The following is a 24,082-nucleotide window of genomic DNA, read 5'->3' on the forward strand; positions in this document are numbered from 1 at the left end:
CAACGTCGCGGGCTTCCTTATATGCGAGCCTGCGAACGCTGCAGACGTCGCCGGAGCGGGTGAAGGCGAGGGGCCGTCCCGTAAAAACCCTGCTTGCGCTCGTCGGACCGTTGAGAAAAAATAAGGTCTTTCAGCCTATAAGCAGCAGAACGTTTTTATTGATTTTTTCTGTCCATTTGAACCGGCGGGTCATCCGTCATGTCGAGCGAGATCTCAAACGCTGTTTTGTTAGCAGCGATATTTCTGGGGGTCATCTACGGCAGTCGCATCCTCGAGAAGAGGTGGCCCATTGCCGATGTTTCCCGCGCCGAGTTTCGCGATGATTGGCTAGCCGTTATCGTAAGCGTCGGGTTGGAGCACATGCTGGCCCCGATCGCGGCGATCAGCGCGGGTGCGATTGCGAGCTTCGCCGGGGTCGGTTGGATCAAGTTGCCGACCGAAGGCTACTGGTGGTACGCCTCCCTCGCAATCGTCGTGGTGGCGCTCGATCTCTACAAATATACATTCCATCGCCTCCAACATGCGATCCCCTTTCTTTGGGCGATGCACTCGTTCCACCACAGCGCGAACGGCATTACCTTCATTACCGGCGCCCGGCATTTCTGGTTGGAGAGGGTGCTGTCTGACGCCTTTCTTCCTATTCTGGCGATCCTGTTTCTGATCCCGCCGGATATGGCCATTGCCGCGGGATTTATCTTCTTCGTCCCCGATGCCTGTGCGCATCTCAACGTCCGCATCCCACTCGGTCGTTTCGTAACCTGGATCAACAATCCGCAATGGCACCGGATTCATCATTCGATCCATCCCGAGCATCGGGACAAGAATTTTGCTGCCTTCTTTCCGCTCCTGGACATTCTGTTCGGCACGGCGTGGGTGCCGAAGCCGGACGAGTATCCTGCGACAGGACTCGTGCCTGCCGAACGGGTGGACATCATCAATAGCGTGATCTGGCCGATCCGGCATCTTCGGCATGGAGAGTCAAAGAATGAACTGGGTTAAAGGTCTGTTGCTGTTCTTTGCCTTGCTCCTGGGGTACGCCGACCTCGTGTCGACGAATGTGATTTTGACTCTCGGGTTGGGCGAGTTGAACCCGTTCATGCATCTGGCCCAGACCTGGTTCGGCGTATGGTGGCTGGTCCCCAAGCTCGGTCTCACGTTTGTCCTGACTTGGTTACTTTGGCGCAGCAATAACGTCTACAACATCGCTCTCGTCGTCGCCTTCTGCTGTACGCCTGTCCTGAATAATCTCGTCATCATCGCGGGTACGAGCTGAGCCGGCGAAGCGCTCGTCCGGCAGCATCTTGCTGCAAGCACGATCAAACAGAATCGCGCCCGGCGCGGGACGATCCACTCGCTCAGCAGGACGATAATGACAGCGAAATCCGCCGGCGTTGATCGCCCCGGCGTTGCTGTGGTGTGATTCGGGTATTTTAGAACGATAAGGGCTTTCCATGGGTAATGTTGACGGGGTGCAACCTTGTTCGCCCGGCCCGGTTGCGCTGGCCGCGCGCGCGTTCCCTCACCGATATTCTGAAGCCGCAGAAGCCAAGAGCCTCTGGATCGTCATCGCCGCGCTCACCGGAGTTGCCGCCGCCGGGCTCGTTCTGTCGGGACTTCGGATCTCATTCAACCCTGCGATCGTCGTCGGCTTCCTGGCATTGGTCGGCCTCAATGTGGTCTACACCAGGATCAGGCCCAACAGACGCATCGCGTCATTTGCCCTCACCTCCGCGCAGCTGGTTGCGTTCACCAACGTCGGAACCGTTCTCAGCTATCTTGCTGCGTCCGCCGGATTTCCTCTGGTCGACAACGCTCTTGCGGCGACCGATTCCGCGATCGGCTTCGATTGGCTCGCATACTTCAACTGGGTGAAACTGGCGCATCCCACCATCGGCTGGTCGCTCGATATCATCTACGATACGCTCTTCATTGAGTTCGGCATCCTGCTGGTCGTGCTGAACACAATCGGAAAGCTCGAAAGGGCAAGACAACTCGCCTGGCTCTTCGTGCTCACGCTGCTGATGATCCTTCCGCTGTCGATGCTGCTGCCTGCGGAGGGAGCCTGGGCGCATTACGGCGTGTCGCATTTGACAAGCGCCTATTACCTGGCTGACTTCTATGCGATCCGCGACGGATCCATGAGAGTTATCGATCTGTCCAGGATCAACGGCATCATTCAGTTTCCTTCATTCCATGCAGCGCTTGCACTGATCCTCATCCTGTCGAGCCGGGGCACCTTCCTGTTCGCCGTCTTTCTCCCGCTCAACGTGCTCATCATCGTATCGGCGCTGACCGCTGGCGGTCACCATCTGAGCGATATTGTCGTCGGGCTGGCCACCGTGCCTGCGGCCATGTTCGTGTTGCGAGCGCGCAAACTTTCGTTCTAAGAGCATTTCAGCCCTCAATGGATCGCCGCGTACATGATCTTCTCCTCGGTCGCCTCGACCGCGGAGAATTCCTCGACCACCTTGCCCTGGCGCGAGACCAGGATGCGGTCGGAGAGGGCCATGATCTCGGGCAGATAGGATGAGATCACCACCACCGCCTTGCCTGCGTCGGCGAGCTGGTTGATCAACTCGTGAATCTCGACAATGGCGCCGACGTCGACGCCGCGGGTCGGCTCGTCGAAGATGATCAGCTCGGGCTCCTGCACCAGCGACTTGGCGATCACCACCTTCTGCTGATTGCCGCCCGACAGCTCGACCACCCTGGCTTCGTCGCCGATGGCGCGGACCTTCAGCCGCTGGGTCCAGGTCTTGCCCACCGTGTTGGTCTCGCGTCGCGACAGCAACATCCGGCCGGCCGGAAACTTCGAGAGCAGGCCGAGATAGATGTTGCGGGCGATCGAGGCGGTCTCGAAGAAGCCCTCGACCTTGCGATCCTCGGTAACATAGGCAATGCCGGCCTTCACCGCCGGCGCCGGAACCCGGTAGCGCACCGGCTTGTCATGCAGCAGGATCTCGCCGCCATGGAAGAAGTCGCGCTTCAACACGCCGGATACGATCTTGAAGGTCTCGGTGCGGCCCGCGCCGACCAGGCCGAACACGCCGGTGATCTGCCCGGCGAACACCGACAGCGAATTGTTCTTTACCATCGGCGCCATCTTGAGATTCTGCACCGTGAGCACGCGCGCGCCGGCGGGCCGCACGCTGGTCTTCCTGGCGCCGTACAGCGTGTTGGAGAGGTCGCGTCCGACCATCGCCTGCACGATCGCCGCGCGGTCGAACTTCGCCGCATCGTCAGTGATGACGTGCTTGCCGTCGCGCAGCACGGTGATCCGGTCGGCGAGCAGCAGGGCTTCTTCCAGTGCGTGCGAGATGAAGATGATCGAGACGCCGCGTTTCTTGAGGTCTCGGACGAGGTCGAAGAAATACTTCTTCTCTTCCGGCGTCAGCGATGCGGTCGGCTCGTCGAAGATGATGACCTTGGCCTTGTGCAGGACCGCGCGCGCGATCTCCACCATCTGCTTCTTGGCAGCGCCGAGTCCGCTCACGGTCGCGGTCGGCGTCACGTCGAAGTTGAGCGACTGCAGGAATTGCTGGGCGGCGATGTAGATGCCGCGCAGCCGGTTGTAGAACTTCTCCTGCCCGAGGAACAGGTTCTGCGCCACGGTCATGGTCGGCACCAGGCTGTTCTCCTGGAACACCATGGCGATGCCGAGATTGCGGGCCTCGAGCGGCGTGCGCGGCGCGACGTCGGAGCCGTCGACCGTCATGCTGCCCGACGTCAATGTCACGACGCCGGCCATCACCTTGGTCAGCGTCGACTTGCCGGCGCCGTTCTCGCCGACCAGCGCATGGATTTCGCCGCGGCGAAGCTCGAAGTCAACGCCCTCGATGGCGGGCACGCCGGCGTAAAGCTTGGTGGCCTTGCGCAGGGACAGCACGGTGTCGCTCATGAGCCGACCTCCTCGGCGAGCCCGGCGAGGGGCAGTTTCAGCACGCGGCCCGGTCCCTTGGCGATCAGCACGAGGTCGCTGCCCAGCTCGAGCGCTGCGACGACGCCATGATTGACGCCGTCGACCCGGCTGTGCAGCGAATAGAGCGGCTTGCCGTCTTCGCCCAGCCGGATCACGAGGCCGTAGGAACGCGGCGGCGCCCACGGCTTGATGACGCCCATCGTCTTGATGTGCGCACCCTGCATAGGCTCCTTGAACGAGAATCCCGAGCGCAGCCGCGGCGCCACCCAATAGGCCGGGTCGATCTCGGCCATCATGCGACGGCGATAGGCGGGCTCACGCAGCACGAATTCGATCAGCTGGGTGCGTGCGGTGAACGCGGTGAGCCAATAGCCGCCGCCGGTGGCCTTCGACAGCCGCGACGGATAGACCGGCAGGTGGCCGAGCACGATCTGCGGCGGCCTGCCATCCGCGATGAGCACGAGACGATGCCGCCAGCTCTCGCTGACCAAGACGCCATCGCCGCGCGCACAGGCGCCGAATGCGTAGCCGAGCTTCGAGGCCAGCGGCTTCACCGAGCGGGTCCTGGGATCGAGCCGGAACACGCGGCCGCTCCGGTTGAGCTCCATCAGGTCGCGGGCCCAATCGTCGACGCCGCAGGTCGCTGAGCCGTCGGTCGCGATCAAGGCTCCGTCGTCCGCCAGCGTCAGCGCGTTGATCGCATTGAAGGCGGCGTCGCGGAATGTCACGCCAGGCTCGCCCGCCGAAGGATTGGCGTAGAGGCGCACTTCGCGGCCGCCGAGCGCGATCGCGAGGCCGCCGTCGGCGAGCATACAGAGTGCCGAAATCGGCTGCTCGAAGCTGCGCAGCTCGGTCGCGGCGCTGCCGTCGAGGCGCAGCAGACGCCGGCCGTCGGCGACATAGAGATTGCGGCCGTCGGTCGCGAGATCCTCGGGAGCCTCGCACTCCAGCAGGATGGTCGCGGCCTCCAGTTTCTGGTTGGGCTTGAGCGCGCCGTCGAACGACGGCACGGTGATGGTGGCCTCGCCACGGCCGAGAAAGCGGTTGGCGAATTCCCTGACGGCCGCGATCACGACGCCTTCCCCCAGCGCTTGTCATACTGCACGAAGTTCGGGTCCGCGTTCTCGAGCTTGTAGCGGCCGATCCGGTTGTTCATGATGCCGCCGAGATAGAGGTAGCCGCGATGCTCGCGCATCGAGGTGATCATCGGGTGGTTCTCGCCGCGCAGGTCCCATAACGATTCGAGGATCTTGCCCTGCTCGTTGAACTTGACGACGCAGCCGGTGTTGATGTTCGGGAACAGCCATTCGTCGACCGGGACGCGCTTGGCCATGCGGCGGCGAAAGCCCGGCATCTTCCAGGCGAGGTCGAGCGAGGGGCTGCGCATGCCGACCAGCGCCAGCCAGTAATTGCCGTCGGAGGCGAGGTTGATGTTGTCGGGATAGCCCGGCAGATTGTCCATCACCACCTCGACCTGGCCCTTCTTCGGCCCTGCGAACCACAGCCGCTTGATCGAGCAGCCGAAGGTTTCGGCGAACAGGATCGACTGGCCGTCGCTGGCGACGCAGATGCCGTTGGGGAATTTGAGGCCGCGCAGCGCCGTATGGGTGGCGCCGGTCTTGGTGTCGTAGCAGATGATGCGGCCGTTGCCGCGCGCCTCGAGGCCGTCGATCGGCCATTCGTCCATCTCGTAGCGCACGGTGGCTTCGGAGAAGAAGATCAGGCCGTCGTCGGTGATGTCGAGGTCGTCGGCCAGCCGCAGGCGGCTGTCGTCGTTCACCGAATGCATGCTGCGATTGGTCTCGTCGGTCGCCTTCTCCACGGTGCCGTCGGGCGTGATCCGGTACAGGCCCATGCCGCCGATGCAGACATAGAGATTGTCCTGCCGGTCGAACGCCATGCCGAGCGGCTGGCCGCCGATATGGGCGAACACCTCGATGCGCTGATAGTCGGGCGCGAAGAAGCGCATGATGTCGCCGTGGCGCGAGCCGGCGTAGAGATTGTCGTTGCGATCGAGGATCACGTCCTCCGGCGCTTCGATGCGGCCGAGACCGATCAATTCGACGTCGCGCAGCTTGTCGTTCTGCTCGAACGGGCCGCCCTCGCCGATCTCGGTGGCCGGGGGCGGCGGCAAAGCGTGATAGGTCGGCGCGACATAGACCTTGCTGATGATGCGGGTGCGGTTCTTCTGCCAGCGGATGTCGACCATCGCGGCGATCAGCAGGATGCCCGCGAGCGCCATGCGGTTGATGCCGCCGCGGGCATTGAGCGTGGTCAGGCCGTTGGTGATCAGGAGCACGATCAGAACACCGACCAGCGATTTGGCGACCGAGCCCTTGCCGCCGCCGAGCGTGATGCCGCCGAGCACGGTCGCGGTCAGCACGATCACCTCGAGGCCGACGCCGATGTCGCCGCCGACGGTGCCGAGCCGTGCTGCGAAGAACAATGCGGCGATGCTGGTCAGCACGCCGCTCGCGACATAGCACAGCGCGATGGTGCGGCGAACCGGAATGCCGGAATTGTAGGCCGAACGGCGCGATCCGCCGATCGCGGTGATGTGCCAGCCCGGGCGCAGCCGTGTCATGAAGATATGGCCGAAGATCGCGATCGCGATGTAGACCAGCGCGACGCTCGGAATGCCGAACACGTCGCCGCCGCCGATGAAATTCCAGGACGGGATGTCGGGAAAGGCCGCGGCGATCGAATTGGAGTAGCGCTGGATCAGCAGATCGAATGCCGAACGGTAGATGATCAAGGTGATGAGCGTGGTGATGAAGGCGCGCAGCCGAAGATATCCGATCAGGACGCCGTTGACGGCGCCGAGCAGCGCGCCGCAGGCGACGGTGGCGACCACCACCGCAGGCACCGGCCAGTTCAGCACGTCGAGCAGATAGAGCGCGCAGAAATCCGTCAGCGCGAAGATCGAGCCGACCGACAGATCGATGCCGCCGACGATGACCACCAGCGCCATGCCGAGCCCGATGAAGCCGATCTCGCCGGCCTGCCGCGCGGTGTCGGCAAGGCTCGCCGGCGACAGGAAGTGATCGATGGAGCGGCTCAGCGCGAAGCCGACGATCAAGAGCAGTATCACCGGAATAGCGGTCTCGGTCCAACGCTTGGACAGGATCTCGCCGAGGAGATGATCCGGCCAATAGCGGTAACGCAGGCTCGTCAGGGTATCGCGCATCGGCATTCCAGCAAGGCGTTCGATTTTGGGAGATGAACGTCCCGGGCGGGATGCGCCCGGGACGTTCAGCGGGGAATGGCCGGGCTATTTCTTCAGGTCACTGAGATTCCAGCACGCGGTCTGGCTGTCCGCGTTCTCCTTGGTGATCGGAATCAGGGTGGTGTATTCCGAACCCTTGATCGAACCGGCCTTGGCACCCGACGACAGCAGCCATTTGATGGTGCCTGCCATCTGCGCCGCCTGGGTCGGCACGTCGTAGCTCAGGTTGAGGTCGAAGGCGCCGGACTTCACGAGCTCGCAGGCGCCCTTGCGCTCGCCGCCGCCGGAGGTCGCGACGAACACCTTGCCGGTCAGGCCGGCTTCCTTCACCGCCGCCGCGGTGCCGATGTCCATGCCGTCCCAGAAGCCGACGATGCCGCAAAGATCGGGATTCTGCTTCAGCACCGTCTGGGTGATCGCCTTGGCCTTCGCCGCATCCCAGTCGGCCGCCTGGCTCGAGACCACCTTGATCTCCGGATGCTTGGCGAGCACGTTCTCGACGCCCTTGAGCGTGTAGGCGCTGGCGGCGGCCGAGAGCGCGCCCTGCACGATGGCGATCTTATTCGACTTGCCCTGGCAGGCCTTGACCACGGCCTCAGTGTCCTTCTCGCCGATCTCGATCCAGTTGGCGCCGACGAAGGCCGACGAGCGATAGGCCGATCCCATGTTGATCTGGATGACGTAGATGCCTTCGTTCTCGGCGCGCTGCAGCAGCTTGGCGTAGGTCTGCACGTCCGGATTATGGATCACCATCACGGCCGGCTTCTCCGAGATCAGCGAGGTCACCGCCTGCGCGCCGGCATTGGTGTTCCAATTGGGATCGCGGATCTCGAACTTGACGCCGTAAGGCTCGAGCTCCTTCTTCATGCCGGCGTACCAGCCTTCGGTGAGGTCGAAATTCATGGCGACCGGAACATAGGCCACCGTCTTGCCGGCGAGCGATTCCTTGAACGGCTTCTGGAACGGCTCGTCCAGGCCCTGCTGGGCCAAAGCGGGTGCGGCGATGGCCGCGAGCCCGAGCGCTGCGGCGATCACCTTGGCAGTCCTGACAGCGTACTTCATTGCTTCCTCCTTGGTCGTGATTGATCTCTTTGTAGCTTGGTTCAGATGTCGCCCTGCTGTGCGGTTTCTTCGTTGCGCGGATTCAGGAATGAATCGGTGATGACGGCGAGCAGCAGGACGACGCCCTTGACGAGGTTTTGTCCGGCGTAGGAAATGTCCATGATGGTCATGCCGTTCAGCATGGTGCCGATCAGCAGCGTTCCGATGATGACGTTGAGAACGCCGCCGCGGCCGCCCGACAGCCCGATGCCGCCGAGCACGACGACGAGAATGACGTCGTAGATCAGGGTCGAATTGAAGACGCGGGTCGGCATCGAGTTGACCGACGCCGCCATCACCAGGCCGGCGAAGCAGCCGATCAGGGCCGCGACGACATATTGCAGCACGATGATCGGCCGCGAGGGGATGCCGGTGACGCGAGCCGCATAGGGATTGTCGCCGATCGCGTAGATATAGGCGCCCCAGCGGGTCTGGCGCAGCAGGAAGGCGACCACCACGCAGGCGATCGCGAACATCACGATCGAGGTCGGTATGCCGAGGATGGTGCCTTGTCCAAGCCGCTCGAAGCCCTGCATGCCGTCGCTCCACTGCACGACGTCGAGCTGAAACAGCGCGGCCTGTCCGAGACCGGCGAGCAGCAGGCCGGTCGCCAGCGTCGCAAACAGCGAAGGGACTTCGGCGTAGGCGATCAGCCAGCCATTGACCAGGCCGAAGGCGATCGTGAGCAGCACGGCCGTCAGCAGCGAGGCCGGCAGCGAGTGGCCGTTCTGCACCATCTGCAGCACGAGCCCCGGAGGGACCGCGAGCGCTGCGATCAGCGAGATGTCGATGCCGCGCCCGATCACGACCAGCGCCATGGCGAGCCCGAGGATGCCCAGCACCGCCACGTTCTGCAGCAGCGTCAGCATGTTCTCGGGCGTCAGAAAGCCGCGCAGGAAAATCGAGAACGCCAGGAAGAGCACGGCGAATACGGCGAAGACGATCTCCTGTTGATTGAACCGCAATCGCTTCATTCCTCGTCCTTCCTGCTGCTATGGCTGCGCCGTCGGCCTGGATCTCGTGCGGGAGCCGGTCGCGACGCGGCCGGGCCGCGTCCGGCCGGCGACCGCGGCGTCGACGAAGGCGCCGACGGCGTTGATGTAGGCCTCGATCGAGGTGCCGCGTCTGCGGTACTTCGCGCGCTTGACGTACCAGTCCTGCAGCAGCGGCTTGATCAGCGAGGCCGTCAGCGTGACCTGGTCGATGGCGAACACCCCGCTGGCGACGCCTTGTTTGAGGACGTCGGCGATGATCTTCTCGGTCATCACCTCCATCTCGACGGCGCGCTGGCGCTCCGCGGGCGGAAACGACTTCGCTTCCATGAAGGAGAACACGAACCAGGGCTGCATCGCCTCGCTCATGCGAACATGGGTGGCGATGATCCAGTGCAGGTGCTTGCGCGCATCCTGCTTCACGCTGGCGGGCGGTGCGGTGAGGACCTCGGCGGCCGTTTCGGCGACCTCGCCGAGGATCATCGACAGCAGCGTCGGCTTGCTGTCGAAATAGGTATAGAGGCCGCCCATGCTGAGGCCTGACGCCTCCGCGAGCTGGCGCAGCGTAGTGGCATGAAAGCCGTGCTTGTTGGACAGCGTCAGCGTCGCGCCGATGATGCGCGTGAGGTTCGGAACGGCAAGATGCGGCTTCTGGACCCGGATGGAATCACGATGGCGTTCGAGAATGCGTGCGCAAAGCACGTCCATCGCGAACGCATTCGTCCCCGGCCGCTGACGCGCGAGACCCACGTTGCCTCCCTGGCTATGTCCCCGGATCATTTCATTTGGTTGCCGATCCGGGCCGGGCTTTTCGCCCTTGCTCAATTCCTAGCCCACGAACCGCGGTTCGGAAAAGGGGGATGATCAATTTTTCTGAGAGAGCGCTCGCTCGTTTTTTGGGCCGCGCCGCGTCGCTTGCCTGGAGCCCGGCGCAGCTCCGGCGCTGTTCGGGAACTTTTCGCGCTGAAAGGTCAGCACAAATTCCCGGCACTCCGGCCGATCATGTCGCCGGTTAGACGGCCGTCACATTCCAGATATAAAGAACGCAGGCTCGCCGGCCCGGAAGGTCAACCCGCACAGACATGCTGGCCGAATTTCACCCACGGTCACTTTGGGCCGAAGCAAGGTTATGACGGCAGTTGGATCATATTGTGCACGCGCGGGCGCTGCGATCGGCGCTGGCGCTCCGGGAGCCTCCGCAACGTCGCGGTATCTGTTCGGGATTTGCGCGGCGCTGTTGATCGGCGGCATTTGCGCGGTCGCCGCGCAGCAGCGCGAGATCGTTGCCACATCCACGCCGATCGACTTCAACATCCCGTCCCAGCCGCTTGCGAGCGCGCTGCAGGCTTATGGCGAACGCACCGGCGTGCAGGTGCTTTACGAGAGCAACTCGGCAACCGGCCGGAAGTCGGCGCCGGTCGAAGGGACCCTCACGCCTGAGGAAGCATTGAACCTGCTTCTGAAGGGAACCGATCTGAAGGTCCAGTACATTCGTCCGGACGCCATCACGCTTGCTTCGCGCGCCGACCATCCGCCGGCGAGCCCGCTTGCGACCGCGGATCTGTCGCTGGGGACGCTGCAGGTGCGCGCGACCGGTGACGGCAACGACACCAGCGCGTTGCGCGACTACAGCGAAAGCCTGCAGCTCGACATTCAAAAAGCGCTGCAGAAGAATATTGGGTCTCGCGGCGGCAGCTATCAGCTCGTCGTCGATCTGTGGATCGATTCCTCGCGTACGATCCAGCGAACCCGGCTGTCGCGATCGACCGGCGATCAGAACCGTGATGCCGCCGTGACCGCGGCGCTGCAAGGATTGACCGTGAGCCGAACGACGCCTGCGAATGCGTCGCAGCCGGTGCGGATCGCGATCCGGGTGAAATCGTTCCAATGAGTGCCGACGACAGCAGCGGACCCGATGGCGTGGGCGGCATGAGTCCGATGACCCTGGTGTTTCATCCCGAGGATCCGAGCGCCTGGACCTCGGGCGAGGTGCTGCGCCTGCTCCTGGTGCCGGCGATCGCAGCCCTGTTGTTCGTCGGGGGAATCTATTGGATCCGGTTGCAGCCGCCGGCCGGACCGGCAAGCCGGGAGCAGAGCTCGATCGTCCAGGTTCGGTTGCTGCCGAGCCCATCACCTGCGCCTATACCGGTTGCACCCGTGTCGCAGCCGCAAACCGCGACCCTCGCGAGCCGGACCGAGGTGTCGCTGGAGAACTCCGATCCGCCGCTCGACAATCTGACCGCGGCCCCGGCACGGGAGCCGATGCCGGCGGAGCCTGCCGTGCCGAGCCTGCGTCCGACGCCGTCGCCCGCCGATGCGCCGCCCAACAGTGTCGCCGTGAAATTTCAGCAGGCGCTGCTTCGCCACGTGGCACGCTACCAGCGCTATCCGAACGCGGCGCGGCTTGGTCGGCTGCATGGGGCGGTCGAGACGCTGTTCTCCATGCAGCGGGACGGCACCCTGCTCGATGTCTGGGTCAAGACCAGTTCCGGACAGGCCGTGCTCGACAAGGCTGCGGTCGACGCGATCCGGCGGGCGCAGCCGCTGCCGTTGATCCCGTCGGCGCTGCCCGACCGGCTCAATATTCAGATCACTTTGGTCTTCGACCCGGCCTGATCCAATTGCGCGGGCCCGTTCGGCTTCGCAAGCGCGAGCGGCAGTTCATTGTTTGGATGTGACCGCGATGTAACCAGCTTGCGTGTCGTTCGGCGCCGACTTGTTGCCGTCATAAATGTGTTGTGCGCGGCCGTTACGAGACGGGCAGCTTCAAGAACAATTCAATCTGGATATCGGGCTGGTGTCTGGGAGGCCGCGAAACGTGGCTGAAATCAATCGAGTGCGGCTGCGGGGCCAGCTTGCAGAGAACTACGACGGGTTGGTCAGGAAATTGACCCGCCGTCTGGGATCGTCGGACTTCGCCTACGAAGCCCTACACGAGACGTTTCTGCGGCTGGAGCGGGTCACTGACGCGGTGCCGATCCGCAGCCCAGCCGACTATATCTTCCGTATCGCGATCAACATCGCCCGGGATCGCCAGAAGGCGCAGAATCTCCGCGTCAGCGCGGCCGAAATCGATTCATTGCTCGACGTCAGCGACGACGGACCGAGCCCGGCGCGAATCGTCGAGGCTCGCTCCGATATTGATGCTTTCAAGCGGGCGTTGGCCGAATTGCCGGAGCGGCCGCGCGATGTGCTTTATAGTATTACGATCGAGGGACGGACGCCGAGCGACGTGGCGACCCGCCTGGGTGTCAGCGTGCGAACGGTGGAAAGCGATTTGAAGTTGGCCCTGAGCCATTGTGCCGATTGCCTCGATTATACTCTGATCCGTCGTCTCGGCGGTCCTCGTCCCCGCACGTGATCCCGCCGCGGTCGCGGCGCACGCCGTCACGCGCGGCGGGCCGTCGAAATTTGTTGCCGGAACTATTTCCAACAACTGCAGGCGTTTGACCTGAAATCAGGGGGCAAAAGCTGCAGGATTTTCAACCTCTGTTCTGCGGGATAGCGGGCTTTCCGTCGTCTATAGGGTAGAGAGCGATCTCATAAGGACCGGTTGGGTGCCAGGGAAAGGTTCGCCGGAAGTGTTGCGTCGGCTGAAAACACATGCAGGCCTGATCGCCCTGGCATGCGAACGCCGCGCGGCCTTCGGGCGCGCGATGGGGCGCAAGCTGCGATTACCGGATGTTTCTGCCTGCGTTGTGCGCGGCCGATTGCGGTGCCATGCTGCCGTCGGAATCGTCTATATAGCAACCTTCGCTATGTGCTCGACGCGGTCGGGAGGTTGAGGTTGGCGAGCAGGGTGATGAGCAATCCGTCGTGACCGAGCCGACCCGCACTTCCGGGCCCGATCCGTTGCTGGATGAGGCGCTTGACTGGGTTGTTCGGCTGAAAGCCGGCGCGCCGACACGCGCCGACGTCGACGCGTTGCAACGCTGGCGCGCGCAAAGTCCCGACCACGAGGATGCTTTCAGGGCGGCTGCCCGGCTGCTCCGCAACGCCAGCGCCGCGGCAAAGGAACTCGCCGATGAGCAGGCCGCCGCGGCCCCCGTGGTGGCGTTGCCGCCCCGGCCATCACGCCTCTTGACGCGGCGCATCGTGTTAGGCGGTGCGATCGCAGCCGCAGCCGGCTACGTGATGATCCGCCCGCCACTCGACATGTGGCCGTCGATCGAGGAGCTCTCGGCCGACTACCGGACCGCGAAGGGCGAACAGCGCAAGGTGATGCTGGCGCCCGACATTTCGGTTGAATTGAATACCCAGACCAGCCTGGCGCTGCGACCCGCGCCGAACGAGACGCGGGTCGAGTTGATTTCGGGCGAGGCCTCGGTGGTCGCCCGCAGGTCGTCGCCGATGCCGCTGGTGATGCTGGCGCGCGACGGGCGCATCAGCGCGCTGCAGGCCGATTTCAATGCGCGCTGCCTCGATGGCGTGGTTTCGGTGACGTGCCTCGACGGCATCGTCACCGTCGAGCAGGACGGCCGTTCTGTGCAGCTTCGCAAGGCCGAACAGGTTACCTATTCGCGCGCGGGCCTGCAGGCATCGCTTCCGGTCGACGCCAAGCAGGTCGCGGCCTGGCAGACCGGATTGTTGATCTTCCGCGACCGGCCGCTGGCGAGCGTCGTCGACGAAGTGAACCGGTACCGCGCCGGAAAGATCATCATTACCAACGCGGAACTGAAACGCCGGTTGGTCAACGGCACTTTCCAGGTCGACAAGCTCGACAATTTCGTCGCTCAGGTCGAGCAACTGTTCGGCGCGCGGATCACATCGCTGCCCGGCGGTGTGGTGCTGATGAGTTGACGTGAAGCGTTTTCGAGCGACGCCTGTCCCGCACTTGATGCGGGATGGATTCCGGTTCGCGTGAAGACGACGCATCAGAAAGATGCATTAGTCCCGTTCGCTGCAATCGAAGCGCGGCTAAAGTCGAACGAATCGGCGCCGCGTCGTTCGATCTCCTAACAAACCAAAAATTTCTTTTGCGCTGCCGCAGATTCTTTTGCGGGTTTGCGTTCGCCCAGTCGTCTTTTGAGTAAGGCGTCGTCATCGCGGCCTTCCTGTCGCGATGGCGCGCGTCTGCGCGAAGTAAGTGGGACGTCTGTGCGTAGTCGAAGAGATCATCGGGTTTTCGGGCATCGTCAGCGATGCCGGATCGGGTTGCGGGTGTCGGCTGCGGCACTCACCGTGGTTGGCTCCGTGGCAGCCATCGTTCCGGCGCGTGCGGCAAAGGAAGCAGCGAAAGATGCGGCTACGGCCGCAGCGCCGGCGGCGGACAAGCAGCCGACGCAGGCGAATGCACCGGCGCAAAAGCCGTCGGCGCCGCTGCAGCGCTTCGACATCGACGACTTCGCCGTGCAGGGCGCCGATAGACTGCCGCAAGTCGAGATCGAGGAGGCGATCTATCCCTTCCTCGGTCCGGGCAAGACCTCGGAGGACGTCGAGAAGGCGCGGGCCGCGCTGGAGAAGGCGTATCACGACAAGGGCTTCCAGACCGTCAGCGTCGCGGTCCCGCAGCAGAACGTGACCGGCGGTGTGGTCACCCTCAAGGTGACCGAGCTGAAGGTGGGGCGGCTGCGGGTGAAGAACTCGCGTTATTTCGATCTCGACCGGATCAAGGACAGCGCGCCTTCGCTGAAGGAAGGCACCGTCCCGAATTTCGGTGACGTCACCAAGGACATCGTGTCGCTCAACCAGTGGCCGGATCGCCGCGTGACTCCGGCGCTGCGCGCCGGCGTTGCGCCGGGCACCGTCGATGTCGATCTCAATGTCGAGGACAAGGCACCGTTCCACGCCAGCGTCGAAGCCAACAACCGGCAATCGCCGTCCACCACAGCGAGCCGCGTCTCCGCCACCGTGCATTACGACAATCTGTGGCAGCTCGGGCATTCTCTGAGCTTCACCTATCAGGTCGCGCCGGAGCGCCCGAGCGATGCCGAGGTGTTCTCCGGCTCGTACATGGCGCGGATACCGAACGCCGATTGGCTCAGTCTGCTGTTCTACAGCGTCAAGTCGAACAGCAATGTCGCGACGATCGGCGGCACCAACGTGGTCGGTCCCGGCACGATCATCGGCGAGCGCGCCGTGATCACGCTGCCGACGCGCGAGGGTCTCTTCCACACGCTGTCGGTCGGCATGGATTACAAGCATTTCGACCAGACCGTGAAGCTCGGCACCGACGGGTTCTCGTCACCAGTCACTTACTATCCCGTCGTCGCGACTTACGGGGCGACGTTCCAGGAAGAGAAGTTCACGACGCAGTTCAATGCCGGCGTCACCTACAACATCCGGACGCTGAGCAGCCCGTGGGACGAGTTCGACGCGAAGCGCTTCAAGGCTTCGCCGAGCTTCACCCACCTCAACCTCGACGTCTCGCATACCCAGGAGCTGCCGGAAGGGTTCCAGCTCTACGGCAAGGTGCAGGGCCAGATTGCCGACGGCCCGCTGGTCTCGAGCGAGCAGTTCAGCCTCGGCGGTCTCGATACCGTTCGCGGCTACCTCGAATCCGAGGTGCTCGGCGACAACGGCGCGGTCGCCAATTTCGAGCTGCGCACGCCCAATGTCGGCGGCATGCTGCAAGGCGAGCTCAAGAGCGAAACCGGCGACGGCAAGCCGCGCTTCATCACCTTCAACGATTGGCGCTTCTTCACGTTCTTCGATGCCGGCTACGCGTCGATCCAGCAGCCGTTGCCTGATCAGCAATCGTCATTCGTCGCATGGAGCTACGGCCTCGGCACCCGATTCAAGACCTTCGAATATTTCAACGGCATGGTCGCGCTTTCGGTGCCCGGGGTCGCTCAACAATACACGCACGCAAATAGTCCGCGCGTGAACTTCCGAATCTGGGGTGAATTCTGATGGGGATGGGTCTTACTCTCGAGCGGGGCACGCGCCGGCCGGCGCTGCGCCGAGGCATTGCGAACGCCGCGACGGCATTGTTGTTCGGGCTCGTCGCCCTGGTGGCGTCGCTCGCGCCCGCCAATGCGTGGTGGAACGACGAATGGTCGCTGCGCAAGAAGATCACGATCGATGCCAGCGCGTCGGGCGCCAACGTCACCGATCCGATCGGCGGGGTGCCGGTGCTGGTGCGGCTGCATGTCGGCAACTTCCGCTTCAGCTCGGCCAAAGACGACGGTAGCGATCTGCGGTTCGTCGCCGGTGACGACAAGACGCCGCTGAAGCATCACATCGAGAAGTTCGATTCGCTGCTTGGCGAAGGCCTGGTCTGGGTCGCGGTGCCCAACATCGCGCCGGGCGCGCGGACCGATATCTGGCTCTATTACGGCAACAAGAAAGCGCTCGCGACCAGCGATCCGAAGGGCACCTACGATCCGGATACCCTGACGGTCTATCATTTCAACGAGCGCGGCACGCCGGCGATCGATTCCTCGGTCTGGGCCAACAACGCCCAAAGCGTCGGCCAGCCGGCGGACGGTTCGCTGATCGGGACCGGCTTGCGGCTCGACGGCCGTGCGCCGGTAACTGTGCCGGCCTCGCCGTCGCTCGCATCGCCCGATGGTGCTGCGCTGACCTGGTCGGCCTGGATCAAGCCGGCCGCCTTGCAGCCCAACGCCGCGCTGTTCAGCCGGCGTGACGGCGCCAACGCGCTGGTGGTCGGTGTCGACAATGGCAGCCCGTTTGTCGAAGTCACCAACGCGGGCTCCGTGCAGCGCTCGAGCGCCGGAGCGCCGGTGGCGGCCGGCAGCTGGCATCATGTCGCCGTCGTTGCCGGAAACGGCCAGGTCACGCTCTATCTCGACGGCGTATCCTACGCCGCGCTCAGCGCGAGCCTGCCTGCCCTCAATACCGTTGGCCTGATCGGAGGAGACTCGTCGACCTCCAGTGCCTCTCCGATCGCGCCTGCGACGACCCCGTCCGCAGCAACACCATCAGTGCCCCCTGATGCGTCGGCTGCGGACGGTGGCGCCGCGCCCGCGGCGACGCCGGATGCGGCGGCAGCGCCGGCACCGGCGCCTGTAGCCGCCGCGATGGCCGGCTTCGTCGGCGACATGGACGAACTGCAGATCAGCAAGGTCGCGCGCCCCGCCGGACTCATCAAGGTGATGGCGATCGGGCAGGGGCCCGACCAGGCCAAGCTGATGGCATTCAGCGTCGACGAGGAGACCGCAAGCTGGCTGTCCGGCTACTTCGCGGTGATCCTGAAGTCAGTGACGCTCGACGGCTGGGTGGTGATCGGCATCCTGTTGATCATGGCGGCGGTCAGCTGGGTGGTGATGTTCGACAGAGCCTCGTATCTCAGCAAGCAGGCCAAGGCGAATGCCCAGTTCATGAAGGGGTTCCGCGAGATCGCGGCTGATCTCACCATGCTGGATCGCGGCGATGCCGACGACATCTCGACGCTGGGCGGACGCCTCACCGAGGCCGACGCCAAGATGATGCGCTCGTCCTCGCTCTACCGCATCTACCACATCGGCGCCGCGGAAATCCGCCATCGCTTCGGGGCGAATAATTCGCAGCGCGCGCCGGTGCTGTCGGCGGTCTCGATCGCGGCGATCCGCGCGGCGCTTGACTCCGGCGTCGTCAAGGAGATGCAGCGCCTCAACCGCCTGATGGTGGTGCTGACCATCGCGATCTCCGGCGGACCGTTCCTCGGCCTGCTCGGCACCGTGGTCGGCGTCATGATCACCTTCGCGGCGATCGCGGCGAGCGGCGACGTCAACGTCAACGCGATCGCGCCCGGCATCGCCGCGGCGCTGGTCGCAACCGTCGCCGGTCTCGGCGTCGCGATCCCGGCGCTGTTCGGCTACAACTACCTGATCTCCCGGATCAAGGACCTGACCAACGATATTCAGGTCTTCGTCGACGAGTTCGTGACCAAGATGGCGGAATTCTATTCCGCCGACCGGCCGGACCCGATCGAACACCGCATCGCCGCGGAGTAACGGCCATGCAGATCCAGGCCGACTCCAAGCCCTATGACGACATCAACATCACGCCGATGCTGGACCTCGCCTACGTGCTGCTGGTGATCTTCATCATCATGACGACGGCGACCGTGCAGGGCCAGAAGGTCAATCTGCCGAAGGCCTCGGCGGCGCCGAGCCTTGCGACCCAGACCACCAAGGCGATCACGGTCGCCAATGACGGCAAGATCTTCCTCGACACCATTCCGGTGACTCTGGCCGAGCTCGAGCAGCGGCTGATCCAGCAGAAGGCGCTGACGCCGGAATTTCCGGTGGTGCTGCGCGGCGATGCGCAGGCGCAGTACCAGAGCGTGATGGATGTATTCGATCTGCTCAGCCGTATTGGCCTGAGCCAGGTCGGGCTCGCCACCAAGCCGCTCGTGAAGTGAGCCAGTCGGGAAGCGACGCCATGATCACGCAGCCATCACCTTTCCCGCTGACCGAGCGCAGGACGCTGCGGTCGTGGCTGAGCGGCATGATGCGATCATTCGATCATGGCTGCGGTGCCGCGGACGTCACGCGTGCCGAGCCCGTGTCGCAGGTGTCGATCCGCGCCGGTATTGGCGCGGACCTCCCCGTGTTGCCGGTCGCCCCGGTTGGGCGCGAAGAGCCGCGCGGCGAGGTGGTGACATTTCCCGTTCATGGCGAGGCCTTGCTGGTCAAGCTCGCGGACGTGCTGCGCCGGCACGTCGCAGGCCGTGGGCCCGCCGACAACCCGCTGCGGCTGACGATCTCGCGATGCCCGTGGGCCCGCCTGTCGATCGACGCGATGGCCTATGTCGACTATCTGAGCGAGGTCGAGACCTTTCACGCAGCGATCGAAGCAGGCCCCGACACCAAGGTCATCCTGAAGACCACGGACTTCGACGCGCTTGCCAGCTTCGTCATGCAATACGTCAATGACAGGCTGCTCGACCGCGCCTCGGCGGAGGCCGCGCCATGAACGCGCCGATGCGGGACCAGAACGCGCGTGCCGCGCCGCCAGTCGACGATCACGATGTTGCCGTCGCGCCCGCAACAGCCGCGGCGCCGCCGACCGCCGCCCGCAACACGGCCGCCCGGAAGGGCGAGCGCAGTGCACTGCTGCGCTACGGCGCGGTGGTGGCGGTGGTCGCGCTGTTCCTTGGCGGCATCGTCTATTTCTTTCTCGGTCACGACGATCTGCCGCCGCCGCGTCAGGTGCGCGATCTCACCATCGTCAATGTGACGCTGCCGCCGCCACCTCCGCCTCCGCCGCCGCAGCCGCAGCCCGAGCAGAAGATGATCGAGCAGCCCAAGATGGCGGAGCCCGAGTTCAACGAAGAGAAGCCGGTCGACAAGCCGAAGGACGAGCCGGCCAAGGACGCCAAGAACGACGAGCCGCCCGGTCCGCTGTCGCTCGATGCCAAGCCGACCGGACCCGGCGATCTGTTCAATCTCGGCGGCAAGCCCGGCGGCAACCCGTATGGCGGAGGCGGCGGCGGTGGCAGCCGCTGGGGTTGGTACACCACGATCATCACCTCGCAGGTCGAGGCGGCGATCCGCGCCAATCCGAAGACCCGCAACATGGCGACGCAAATCCAGGTGCGGCTGTGGGTGGACGGCTCCGGCCACGTCACCCGTGTCGTCCTGACGCCGTCCTCCGGCAATCCGGAGATCGATGCGGCGCTTCGCAACGAGGTGATCGGCAGCCTGACGCTGCGCGAGCCGCCACCCAAGGACATGCCGATGCCGGTGGTCACGCGCGTCACCGCGCGACGGCCGAGCTGACCAGGCCGACTGACGAACGACCAACCTTCGAAATTCAATGTGCGAGTGAGAACTGGGGGACTGATGTTTAAGAAACGAGCTCACGCAGAATGGCGCGCGTTGCCGCTTGCGGTGTCGCTGAGCGCGCTCGCCTGCGCAACGCCGGCCGTGGGCCAGACCGCGGACCAGGCTGCCGAGCAGGGTCCCGGCGCCGCGGCGAAGCGGACCGACGCAAAGAAGCCGAAGGTGTCGAGCACCAAGCCGACATCGTCGAATGCCACCGTCAACCTCGTCAATCTGCTGGTGCAGCAGGGCGTCCTCAAGGAGGAGCAGGCCCAGGCGCTGATCAAGCAGGCCGAGGACGAGGCCTATGTCTCCCGCCAGGCCGCCAAGGACGCCACGACCAAGGCCGACGACGCCACCAAGGCCGCAACCGCCGCCGCGGCGGCGGCGCAGCCGCCCGGCACGCGGCACGTCACCTACGTTCCCGAAGTCGTCAAAAGACAGTTACGGGAAGAGATTAAGCAGGAGGTGATGGCCAAGGCGCAGAAAGAAAATTGGGCGTCGCCCGGAACCTACCCGGAATGGGCGCAACGCATCCGCTTCTACGGCGATGCGCGCGTGCGCTACCAGGGCAACTATTTCCCGACCGGCAACGACCAGGCCGGCGCGGCCAACTACAACGCGATCAATACCGGGCCGCCGTATGACATTTCGAGCACGGCGTTTGGTCCGACCTACGACGCCACGCAGGATCGCAACCAGTTCCGCTTCCGCGGCCGGCTCGGCATGGAAGCCGACCTGCTGTACGGGTTCACTGCCGGTCTGCGCATTGCGACCGGCGAGAACAGCTCGCCGGTGTCGACCAACCAGACCCTTGGCGGCGGCGGCGGCAACTTCTCGAAGTATGGCGTCTGGCTCGATCGCGGCTACATCAACTGGCAGAGTTGGGGCGACGATCTGAGGATCTCGGCAGGTCGCATCGACAATCCATTCTGGTCGCCGACCGATCTGGTCTGGTACAAGGAGCTCGGCTTCGACGGTTTTGCCGTTCAGGCCAAGCACGAGGTTTGGAAAGGCTTCACTCCGTTTGCCGTGGGCGGTGCGTTCCCGATCTACAACACCGATTTCAATGCCGGCAGCAATCTACCGGCCGATCCGAGCAACCTGAACTCGCCGCCCAGCAAGTTTGCCAGCCACGACAAGTGGCTGTTCGGAGGCCAGGTTGGCTTCAATGCCCGGTTCAGCCCGGAATACTCATTCCGGTTCGGCGTTGCCTTCTACGACTTCGACAATGTTCAGGGCCAGTTCTCGAGCCCCTGCAGGGTCTCGTCCGCATCCGACGTCTGCGACACCGACCTGACCCGGCCGTCCTTCGCGCAGAAGGGCAATACCTATTTCCCGCTGCGTAACATCATCGCCGATCCTCCGGGCACCGGTAACAATGGCGGCACGATCAACCAGTTCGAATATTTCGGATTGGTCAGCCAATATCGGCCGGTCGTTGTCAGCGGACAGCTCGATCTCGGACAATTCCATCCGACCCACATCGTGCTCGACGGCGAGTATGTCTACAACACCGCGTTCAGCCGCTCCTTCATGAACACGGCCGCGGCAACCTACGGGGTGCTGATGAACAACCGCGGGCCAAGCCCGGATGGCGGCACCACGCCGGGCCCGTTCAACGGCGGCAATCAGGGCTGGCTCGGCCGCGTCACCGTCGGCAACAGGGAGATCAAGCATCTCTGGGATTGGAACGTCCACGCCGGCTACAAATACCTGGAATCCGACGCCACCATCGATGCCTTCGCCGACTCCGACTTCGGTCTCGGCGGCACCAATCTCAAGGGCTATTTCGTCGGCGGCAATATCGGTCTCGGCGAGAATGTCTGGGCGACCTTGCGCTGGATGAGCGCCAACAGCATCGCCGGCAGCCCCTATGCCGTCGACGTCCTGCAAGTTGACCTCAACGCGAAGTTCTGACCATGCGCACCGCACTCTTCGTCCTGATGATGGCGATCGGAGCATTGAGCTCCGGCACCGCATTCGCCCAGTCCGAGACCGACCGCCTGCGCGACGCCTTGCGCAGCGCGACGGCGCAGACCCGTGCGCTGGAAGACCAGCGCACGGCGTTGCAGGCCAAGGTCGCCGACGCCGATCGCGAGAAGGCGGCGGCCAAGAAGGAGGTCGACGACCTCAAGGCGCAGCTGAAGAAAGCCGACAAGGAGCATCGCGACGCCGTCGACGAGTTCAATCAACGGCTCGCCGAACGCGATGAGACGCTGGAGAAGTGGAAGTCGGCTTACGAAGAAGCTGCCACGGTCGCCCGCACCAAGGACGCCGAGCGGGCCAGGTTCGAAGGTGAGGCCACCGCCTACAAGGCCAGCACCAAAAGCTGCATTGCCAAGAACACTCAGCTGATCAAGGCCGGCAAGGAGATGGTGCAGCGCTACAAGGACCTGACCATCGGCGAGATCGTGGTCTCGCGTGAGCCGATGATCCAGCAGCGCCGCGTCGAAATCCAGAATCAGCTGCAGGAAAGCCAGGACAAGTTCCTTGATCAGAAGGTGAATCCATGACGACCGCTCTTATTGTGAAGCCGCTCCGGTCGATCGGTCTCGCCGTCGCCGTCGCGGCTTTCGTTGCGCCGCTCGATGTCTCGGCGCAGCCGCAGGCCCAGACCCAGGCTCCCGCGCCGCGCGCCGTGCAGGCTCCGGTCAGGAAGCTGCAGCCACAGCCCGCCGCGCAGGCGCAAGCCGCCGCCACGCCCGCGCCGGTCGCGGCCGCGCCGAAGCCCGCCGCGCCCGAGAATGTCATCGCGCGGGTCGGCGAGACCAACATCTCGGCCGATGATCTCCGCAGCTATGTCGCAGCCCTCGCGCCGCGCGAGCAGGCTGCGCTGGCCAAGGATCCGGCCATGCTGAGCCAGGCGGTCCGGCTGCTGCTCGCCAACCGCCTCGTGCTGCAGGAGGCGGTGGCGAAGAAGTGGGATCAGCAACCCGCCGTCGCCGCGCAGCTCGACCGGGCACGCGAGGGCGCGGTGGTCGAGCTCTACCTGCAATCGGTGTCGACGCCGCCGGCCAATTTCCCGAGCGAGGACGATTTGCAGAAGGTCTATGAGGCCAATCGCGCCGCATTCCTGATGCCGCGGCAATTCCAGCTCGCGCAGATCTTCGTCGCCGCTCCGAAGGAGGGCGACAAGGCCGCAGAGGACAAGGCGAAGCAGGAGCTCGACGACGTGCAGCGCAAGCTGAAGGCGCCGGGAGCCGACTTCGCGGCGATCGCGCGCGGCGACAACAACGCCGCCAAGGATGCCGGCGACCTCGGCTGGGTTGCCGAGAGCCAGATCCGTCTGGAGATCCGCAACCAGGTGATGGGGCTCGCCAAGAACAGCGTGTCCGAGCCGATCAAGCTCGACGACGGCTGGCACATCATCAAGCTGCTCGACACCAAGGCGTCCTATACCCGCACCTTGCCGGAAGTGCGCGACCAGCTGGTGCTGCAGATCCGCTCCGAGCGGTCGAACATGATGCGACGGGCCTATCTCGCCGAGCTGCTGAAGCAGCATCCGCCCGTCCTCAACGAGCTTGCACTGTCGAGCCTGCTCGACGCGTCGAAGAAGTAATACGGAGATAGAGATGTCCGAGATCATCACCAAACTCACCATCGACGGATTGCGCGACGGCTTCCAGAATGTCGGCTATCGCGTCGAAACGCTGACCGATCCGGTCGTCAACACGACCTATCTGCGCTCGGCGACGGCGGGGCTCGGCTTCGAGATCCGTCCGGGAAACCAGCTCGTCGGCGAGGAGCAGAGTTTTGTCGACGCCACGCTGGTCACCACGCTTCAGGTGCAGGGCGAGCTGCCGCTCGACCTCGTCAATCGCTGGAACACGACGCGGCGATTCGGGCGGCTGCAGTTCAGCCAGCCATTCCTGATGTTCTGTCTCGATATCTCCGTGGCCGGCGGCGTGGCGCCGAACTTCGTGCGGGCGCAGATCGAGGTCTGGGACCGGCTGGTTCAGGAGCTGATCGGCTATCTGCGCGAGGAGCTGCCGAAGATCGTCGCCCGCAATGGCGCGGCGGCTGCCCCGCAGCCGAGTGCGCCGGTCCAGCAGCCGGCGCATGAGCACGCCGCGGAAGCGGGGGCAGTTCCCACCATCCAGTAGATCATGCGGACACGCGACGATCAGGGCCG

At 64.3% G+C, this 24,082-nt stretch carries 22 protein-coding genes; 16 read left to right on the top strand and 6 right to left on the bottom strand.

The genetic code is table 11. The annotated features are described in order from the left end of the window. Positions 1 to 198 precede the first annotated feature (198 nt). From ACVW1C_RS22500 to ACVW1C_RS22510, 3 genes are all read left to right on the top strand, one after another. Positions 199 to 999, top strand: coding sequence for a sterol desaturase family protein (locus ACVW1C_RS22500; RefSeq protein ID WP_456760280.1), 801 nt, complete (start codon positions 199 to 201; stop codon positions 997 to 999). Further along, a complete protein-coding gene (locus tag ACVW1C_RS22505; protein ID WP_456760281.1) occupies positions 986 to 1,273 on the top strand; it encodes a DUF5658 family protein in 288 nt (95 codons plus the stop codon). The genes ACVW1C_RS22500 and ACVW1C_RS22505 overlap by 14 nt, the downstream gene beginning before the upstream one ends. A gap of 178 nt (positions 1,274 to 1,451) precedes the next feature. Beyond that, positions 1,452 to 2,387 carry a phosphatase PAP2 family protein gene (locus ACVW1C_RS22510; protein ID WP_456760282.1) on the top strand — a complete coding sequence of 312 codons (936 nt, stop codon included), beginning with the start codon at positions 1,452 to 1,454 and terminating at the stop codon, positions 2,385 to 2,387. Positions 2,388 to 2,401: 14 nt separating this feature from the next. On the opposite strand, the gene ACVW1C_RS22515 is transcribed toward ACVW1C_RS22510, so the two are convergent. The 6 genes from ACVW1C_RS22515 to ACVW1C_RS22540 all read right to left on the bottom strand — a co-directional run bounded on the left by ACVW1C_RS22515 (position 2,402) and on the right by ACVW1C_RS22540 (position 9,946). Continuing rightward, a complete protein-coding gene (locus ACVW1C_RS22515) occupies positions 2,402 to 3,898 on the bottom strand; it encodes a sugar ABC transporter ATP-binding protein (RefSeq protein ID WP_456760283.1) in 1,497 nt (498 codons plus the stop codon). Further along, positions 3,895 to 4,992: a hypothetical protein gene (locus tag ACVW1C_RS22520; protein WP_456760284.1), complete on the bottom strand. Its 1,098-nt coding sequence runs from the start codon at positions 4,990 to 4,992 to the stop codon at positions 3,895 to 3,897. The genes ACVW1C_RS22515 and ACVW1C_RS22520 overlap by 4 nt, the downstream gene beginning before the upstream one ends. Next, positions 4,989 to 7,112 (bottom strand): ABC transporter permease, encoded by a 2,124-nt coding sequence (locus ACVW1C_RS22525; RefSeq protein ID WP_456760285.1) that lies wholly within the window; start codon positions 7,110 to 7,112, stop codon positions 4,989 to 4,991. Before ACVW1C_RS22525 ends, ACVW1C_RS22520 begins: the two co-directional genes overlap by 4 nt. A 78-nt stretch (positions 7,113 to 7,190) precedes the next feature. Beyond that, positions 7,191 to 8,207 (bottom strand): sugar ABC transporter substrate-binding protein, encoded by a 1,017-nt coding sequence (locus ACVW1C_RS22530; protein WP_050626838.1) that lies wholly within the window; start codon positions 8,205 to 8,207, stop codon positions 7,191 to 7,193. A gap of 41 nt (positions 8,208 to 8,248) precedes the next feature. Then, positions 8,249 to 9,220 (bottom strand): ABC transporter permease, encoded by a 972-nt coding sequence (locus tag ACVW1C_RS22535; protein WP_207833677.1) that lies wholly within the window; start codon positions 9,218 to 9,220, stop codon positions 8,249 to 8,251. Between the two features lie 18 nt (positions 9,221 to 9,238). Beyond that, positions 9,239 to 9,946 (bottom strand): TetR/AcrR family transcriptional regulator, encoded by a 708-nt coding sequence (locus ACVW1C_RS22540; RefSeq protein ID WP_456763143.1) that lies wholly within the window; start codon positions 9,944 to 9,946, stop codon positions 9,239 to 9,241. A gap of 421 nt (positions 9,947 to 10,367) precedes the next feature. Here ACVW1C_RS22540 and ACVW1C_RS22545 point away from each other — a divergent pair, with 421 nt between their 5' ends. The 13 genes from ACVW1C_RS22545 to ACVW1C_RS22605 all read left to right on the top strand — a co-directional run bounded on the left by ACVW1C_RS22545 (position 10,368) and on the right by ACVW1C_RS22605 (position 24,053). Beyond that, positions 10,368 to 11,129 (top strand): STN domain-containing protein, encoded by a 762-nt coding sequence (locus tag ACVW1C_RS22545; RefSeq protein ID WP_456760286.1) that lies wholly within the window; start codon positions 10,368 to 10,370, stop codon positions 11,127 to 11,129. Then, entirely contained in the window at positions 11,126 to 11,854 is a 729-nt protein-coding gene (locus ACVW1C_RS22550) for a TonB family protein (protein ID WP_456760287.1), read from the top strand. The genes ACVW1C_RS22545 and ACVW1C_RS22550 overlap by 4 nt, the downstream gene beginning before the upstream one ends. 202 nt (positions 11,855 to 12,056) lie before the next feature. After that, the gene (locus tag ACVW1C_RS22555; protein WP_456760288.1) at positions 12,057 to 12,599 is read left to right on the top strand and encodes an RNA polymerase sigma factor; all 543 of its coding nucleotides are present in this window, start codon (positions 12,057 to 12,059) and stop codon (positions 12,597 to 12,599) included. A 455-nt stretch (positions 12,600 to 13,054) separates the two neighbouring features. Continuing rightward, positions 13,055 to 14,038: a FecR family protein gene (locus ACVW1C_RS22560; protein WP_456760289.1), complete on the top strand. Its 984-nt coding sequence runs from the start codon at positions 13,055 to 13,057 to the stop codon at positions 14,036 to 14,038. Between the two features lie 393 nt (positions 14,039 to 14,431). Beyond that, positions 14,432 to 16,090, top strand: a complete 1,659-nt coding sequence (locus ACVW1C_RS22565; protein WP_456760290.1) for a ShlB/FhaC/HecB family hemolysin secretion/activation protein — start codon at positions 14,432 to 14,434, stop codon at positions 16,088 to 16,090. Further along, the gene (locus ACVW1C_RS22570; RefSeq protein ID WP_456760291.1) at positions 16,090 to 18,135 is read left to right on the top strand and encodes a DUF2341 domain-containing protein; all 2,046 of its coding nucleotides are present in this window, start codon (positions 16,090 to 16,092) and stop codon (positions 18,133 to 18,135) included. The genes ACVW1C_RS22565 and ACVW1C_RS22570 overlap by 1 nt, the downstream gene beginning before the upstream one ends. A gap of 5 nt (positions 18,136 to 18,140) precedes the next feature. Then, positions 18,141 to 18,545, top strand: coding sequence for an ExbD/TolR family protein (locus tag ACVW1C_RS22575; protein WP_092122695.1), 405 nt, complete (start codon positions 18,141 to 18,143; stop codon positions 18,543 to 18,545). 20 nt (positions 18,546 to 18,565) lie between these two features. Continuing rightward, the gene (locus tag ACVW1C_RS22580) at positions 18,566 to 19,099 is read left to right on the top strand and encodes a hypothetical protein (protein WP_456760292.1); all 534 of its coding nucleotides are present in this window, start codon (positions 18,566 to 18,568) and stop codon (positions 19,097 to 19,099) included. After that, complete coding sequence (locus ACVW1C_RS22585; protein WP_456760293.1) at positions 19,096 to 19,905, top strand: TonB C-terminal domain-containing protein; 810 nt, start codon at positions 19,096 to 19,098, stop codon at positions 19,903 to 19,905. Before ACVW1C_RS22580 ends, ACVW1C_RS22585 begins: the two co-directional genes overlap by 4 nt. A gap of 63 nt (positions 19,906 to 19,968) precedes the next feature. Then, complete coding sequence (locus ACVW1C_RS22590; protein WP_456760294.1) at positions 19,969 to 21,867, top strand: putative porin; 1,899 nt, start codon at positions 19,969 to 19,971, stop codon at positions 21,865 to 21,867. Positions 21,868 to 21,869: 2 nt separating this feature from the next. After that, complete coding sequence (locus ACVW1C_RS22595) at positions 21,870 to 22,463, top strand: hypothetical protein (protein ID WP_456760295.1); 594 nt, start codon at positions 21,870 to 21,872, stop codon at positions 22,461 to 22,463. Then, positions 22,460 to 23,509, top strand: coding sequence for a peptidylprolyl isomerase (locus ACVW1C_RS22600; RefSeq protein WP_456760296.1), 1,050 nt, complete (start codon positions 22,460 to 22,462; stop codon positions 23,507 to 23,509). The genes ACVW1C_RS22595 and ACVW1C_RS22600 overlap by 4 nt, the downstream gene beginning before the upstream one ends. A gap of 13 nt (positions 23,510 to 23,522) precedes the next feature. Further along, positions 23,523 to 24,053, top strand: a complete 531-nt coding sequence (locus ACVW1C_RS22605) for a YbjN domain-containing protein (protein ID WP_456760297.1) — start codon at positions 23,523 to 23,525, stop codon at positions 24,051 to 24,053. Positions 24,054 to 24,082 lie beyond the last annotated feature (29 nt).

Source organism: Bradyrhizobium sp. USDA 4011, assembly GCF_054063415.1.

What these genes read in the sequence shown, in the direction of transcription:
- ACVW1C_RS22525 (WP_456760285.1), bottom strand. Translation starts at nt 7,112, where the DNA reads ATGCCGATGCGCGATACCCTGACGAGCCTGCGTTACCGCTATTGGCCG.
- ACVW1C_RS22570 (WP_456760291.1), top strand. Translation starts at nt 16,090, where the DNA reads ATGGGGATGGGTCTTACTCTCGAGCGGGGCACGCGCCGGCCGGCGCTG.
- ACVW1C_RS22550 (WP_456760287.1), top strand. Translation starts at nt 11,126, where the DNA reads ATGAGTGCCGACGACAGCAGCGGACCCGATGGCGTGGGCGGCATGAGT.
- ACVW1C_RS22595 (WP_456760295.1), top strand. Translation starts at nt 21,870, where the DNA reads ATGCGCACCGCACTCTTCGTCCTGATGATGGCGATCGGAGCATTGAGC.
- ACVW1C_RS22590 (WP_456760294.1), top strand. Translation starts at nt 19,969, where the DNA reads ATGTTTAAGAAACGAGCTCACGCAGAATGGCGCGCGTTGCCGCTTGCG.
- ACVW1C_RS22580 (WP_456760292.1), top strand. Translation starts at nt 18,566, where the DNA reads ATGATCACGCAGCCATCACCTTTCCCGCTGACCGAGCGCAGGACGCTG.
- ACVW1C_RS22575 (WP_092122695.1), top strand. Translation starts at nt 18,141, where the DNA reads ATGCAGATCCAGGCCGACTCCAAGCCCTATGACGACATCAACATCACG.
- ACVW1C_RS22510 (WP_456760282.1), top strand. Translation starts at nt 1,452, where the DNA reads ATGGGTAATGTTGACGGGGTGCAACCTTGTTCGCCCGGCCCGGTTGCG.
- ACVW1C_RS22530 (WP_050626838.1), bottom strand. Translation starts at nt 8,207, where the DNA reads ATGAAGTACGCTGTCAGGACTGCCAAGGTGATCGCCGCAGCGCTCGGG.
- ACVW1C_RS22505 (WP_456760281.1), top strand. Translation starts at nt 986, where the DNA reads ATGAACTGGGTTAAAGGTCTGTTGCTGTTCTTTGCCTTGCTCCTGGGG.
- ACVW1C_RS22535 (WP_207833677.1), bottom strand. Translation starts at nt 9,220, where the DNA reads ATGAAGCGATTGCGGTTCAATCAACAGGAGATCGTCTTCGCCGTATTC.
- ACVW1C_RS22600 (WP_456760296.1), top strand. Translation starts at nt 22,460, where the DNA reads ATGACGACCGCTCTTATTGTGAAGCCGCTCCGGTCGATCGGTCTCGCC.
- ACVW1C_RS22605 (WP_456760297.1), top strand. Translation starts at nt 23,523, where the DNA reads ATGTCCGAGATCATCACCAAACTCACCATCGACGGATTGCGCGACGGC.
- ACVW1C_RS22540 (WP_456763143.1), bottom strand. Translation starts at nt 9,946, where the DNA reads ATGGACGTGCTTTGCGCACGCATTCTCGAACGCCATCGTGATTCCATC.
- ACVW1C_RS22585 (WP_456760293.1), top strand. Translation starts at nt 19,096, where the DNA reads ATGAACGCGCCGATGCGGGACCAGAACGCGCGTGCCGCGCCGCCAGTC.
- ACVW1C_RS22545 (WP_456760286.1), top strand. Translation starts at nt 10,368, where the DNA reads ATGACGGCAGTTGGATCATATTGTGCACGCGCGGGCGCTGCGATCGGC.
- ACVW1C_RS22515 (WP_456760283.1), bottom strand. Translation starts at nt 3,898, where the DNA reads ATGAGCGACACCGTGCTGTCCCTGCGCAAGGCCACCAAGCTTTACGCC.
- ACVW1C_RS22500 (WP_456760280.1), top strand. Translation starts at nt 199, where the DNA reads ATGTCGAGCGAGATCTCAAACGCTGTTTTGTTAGCAGCGATATTTCTG.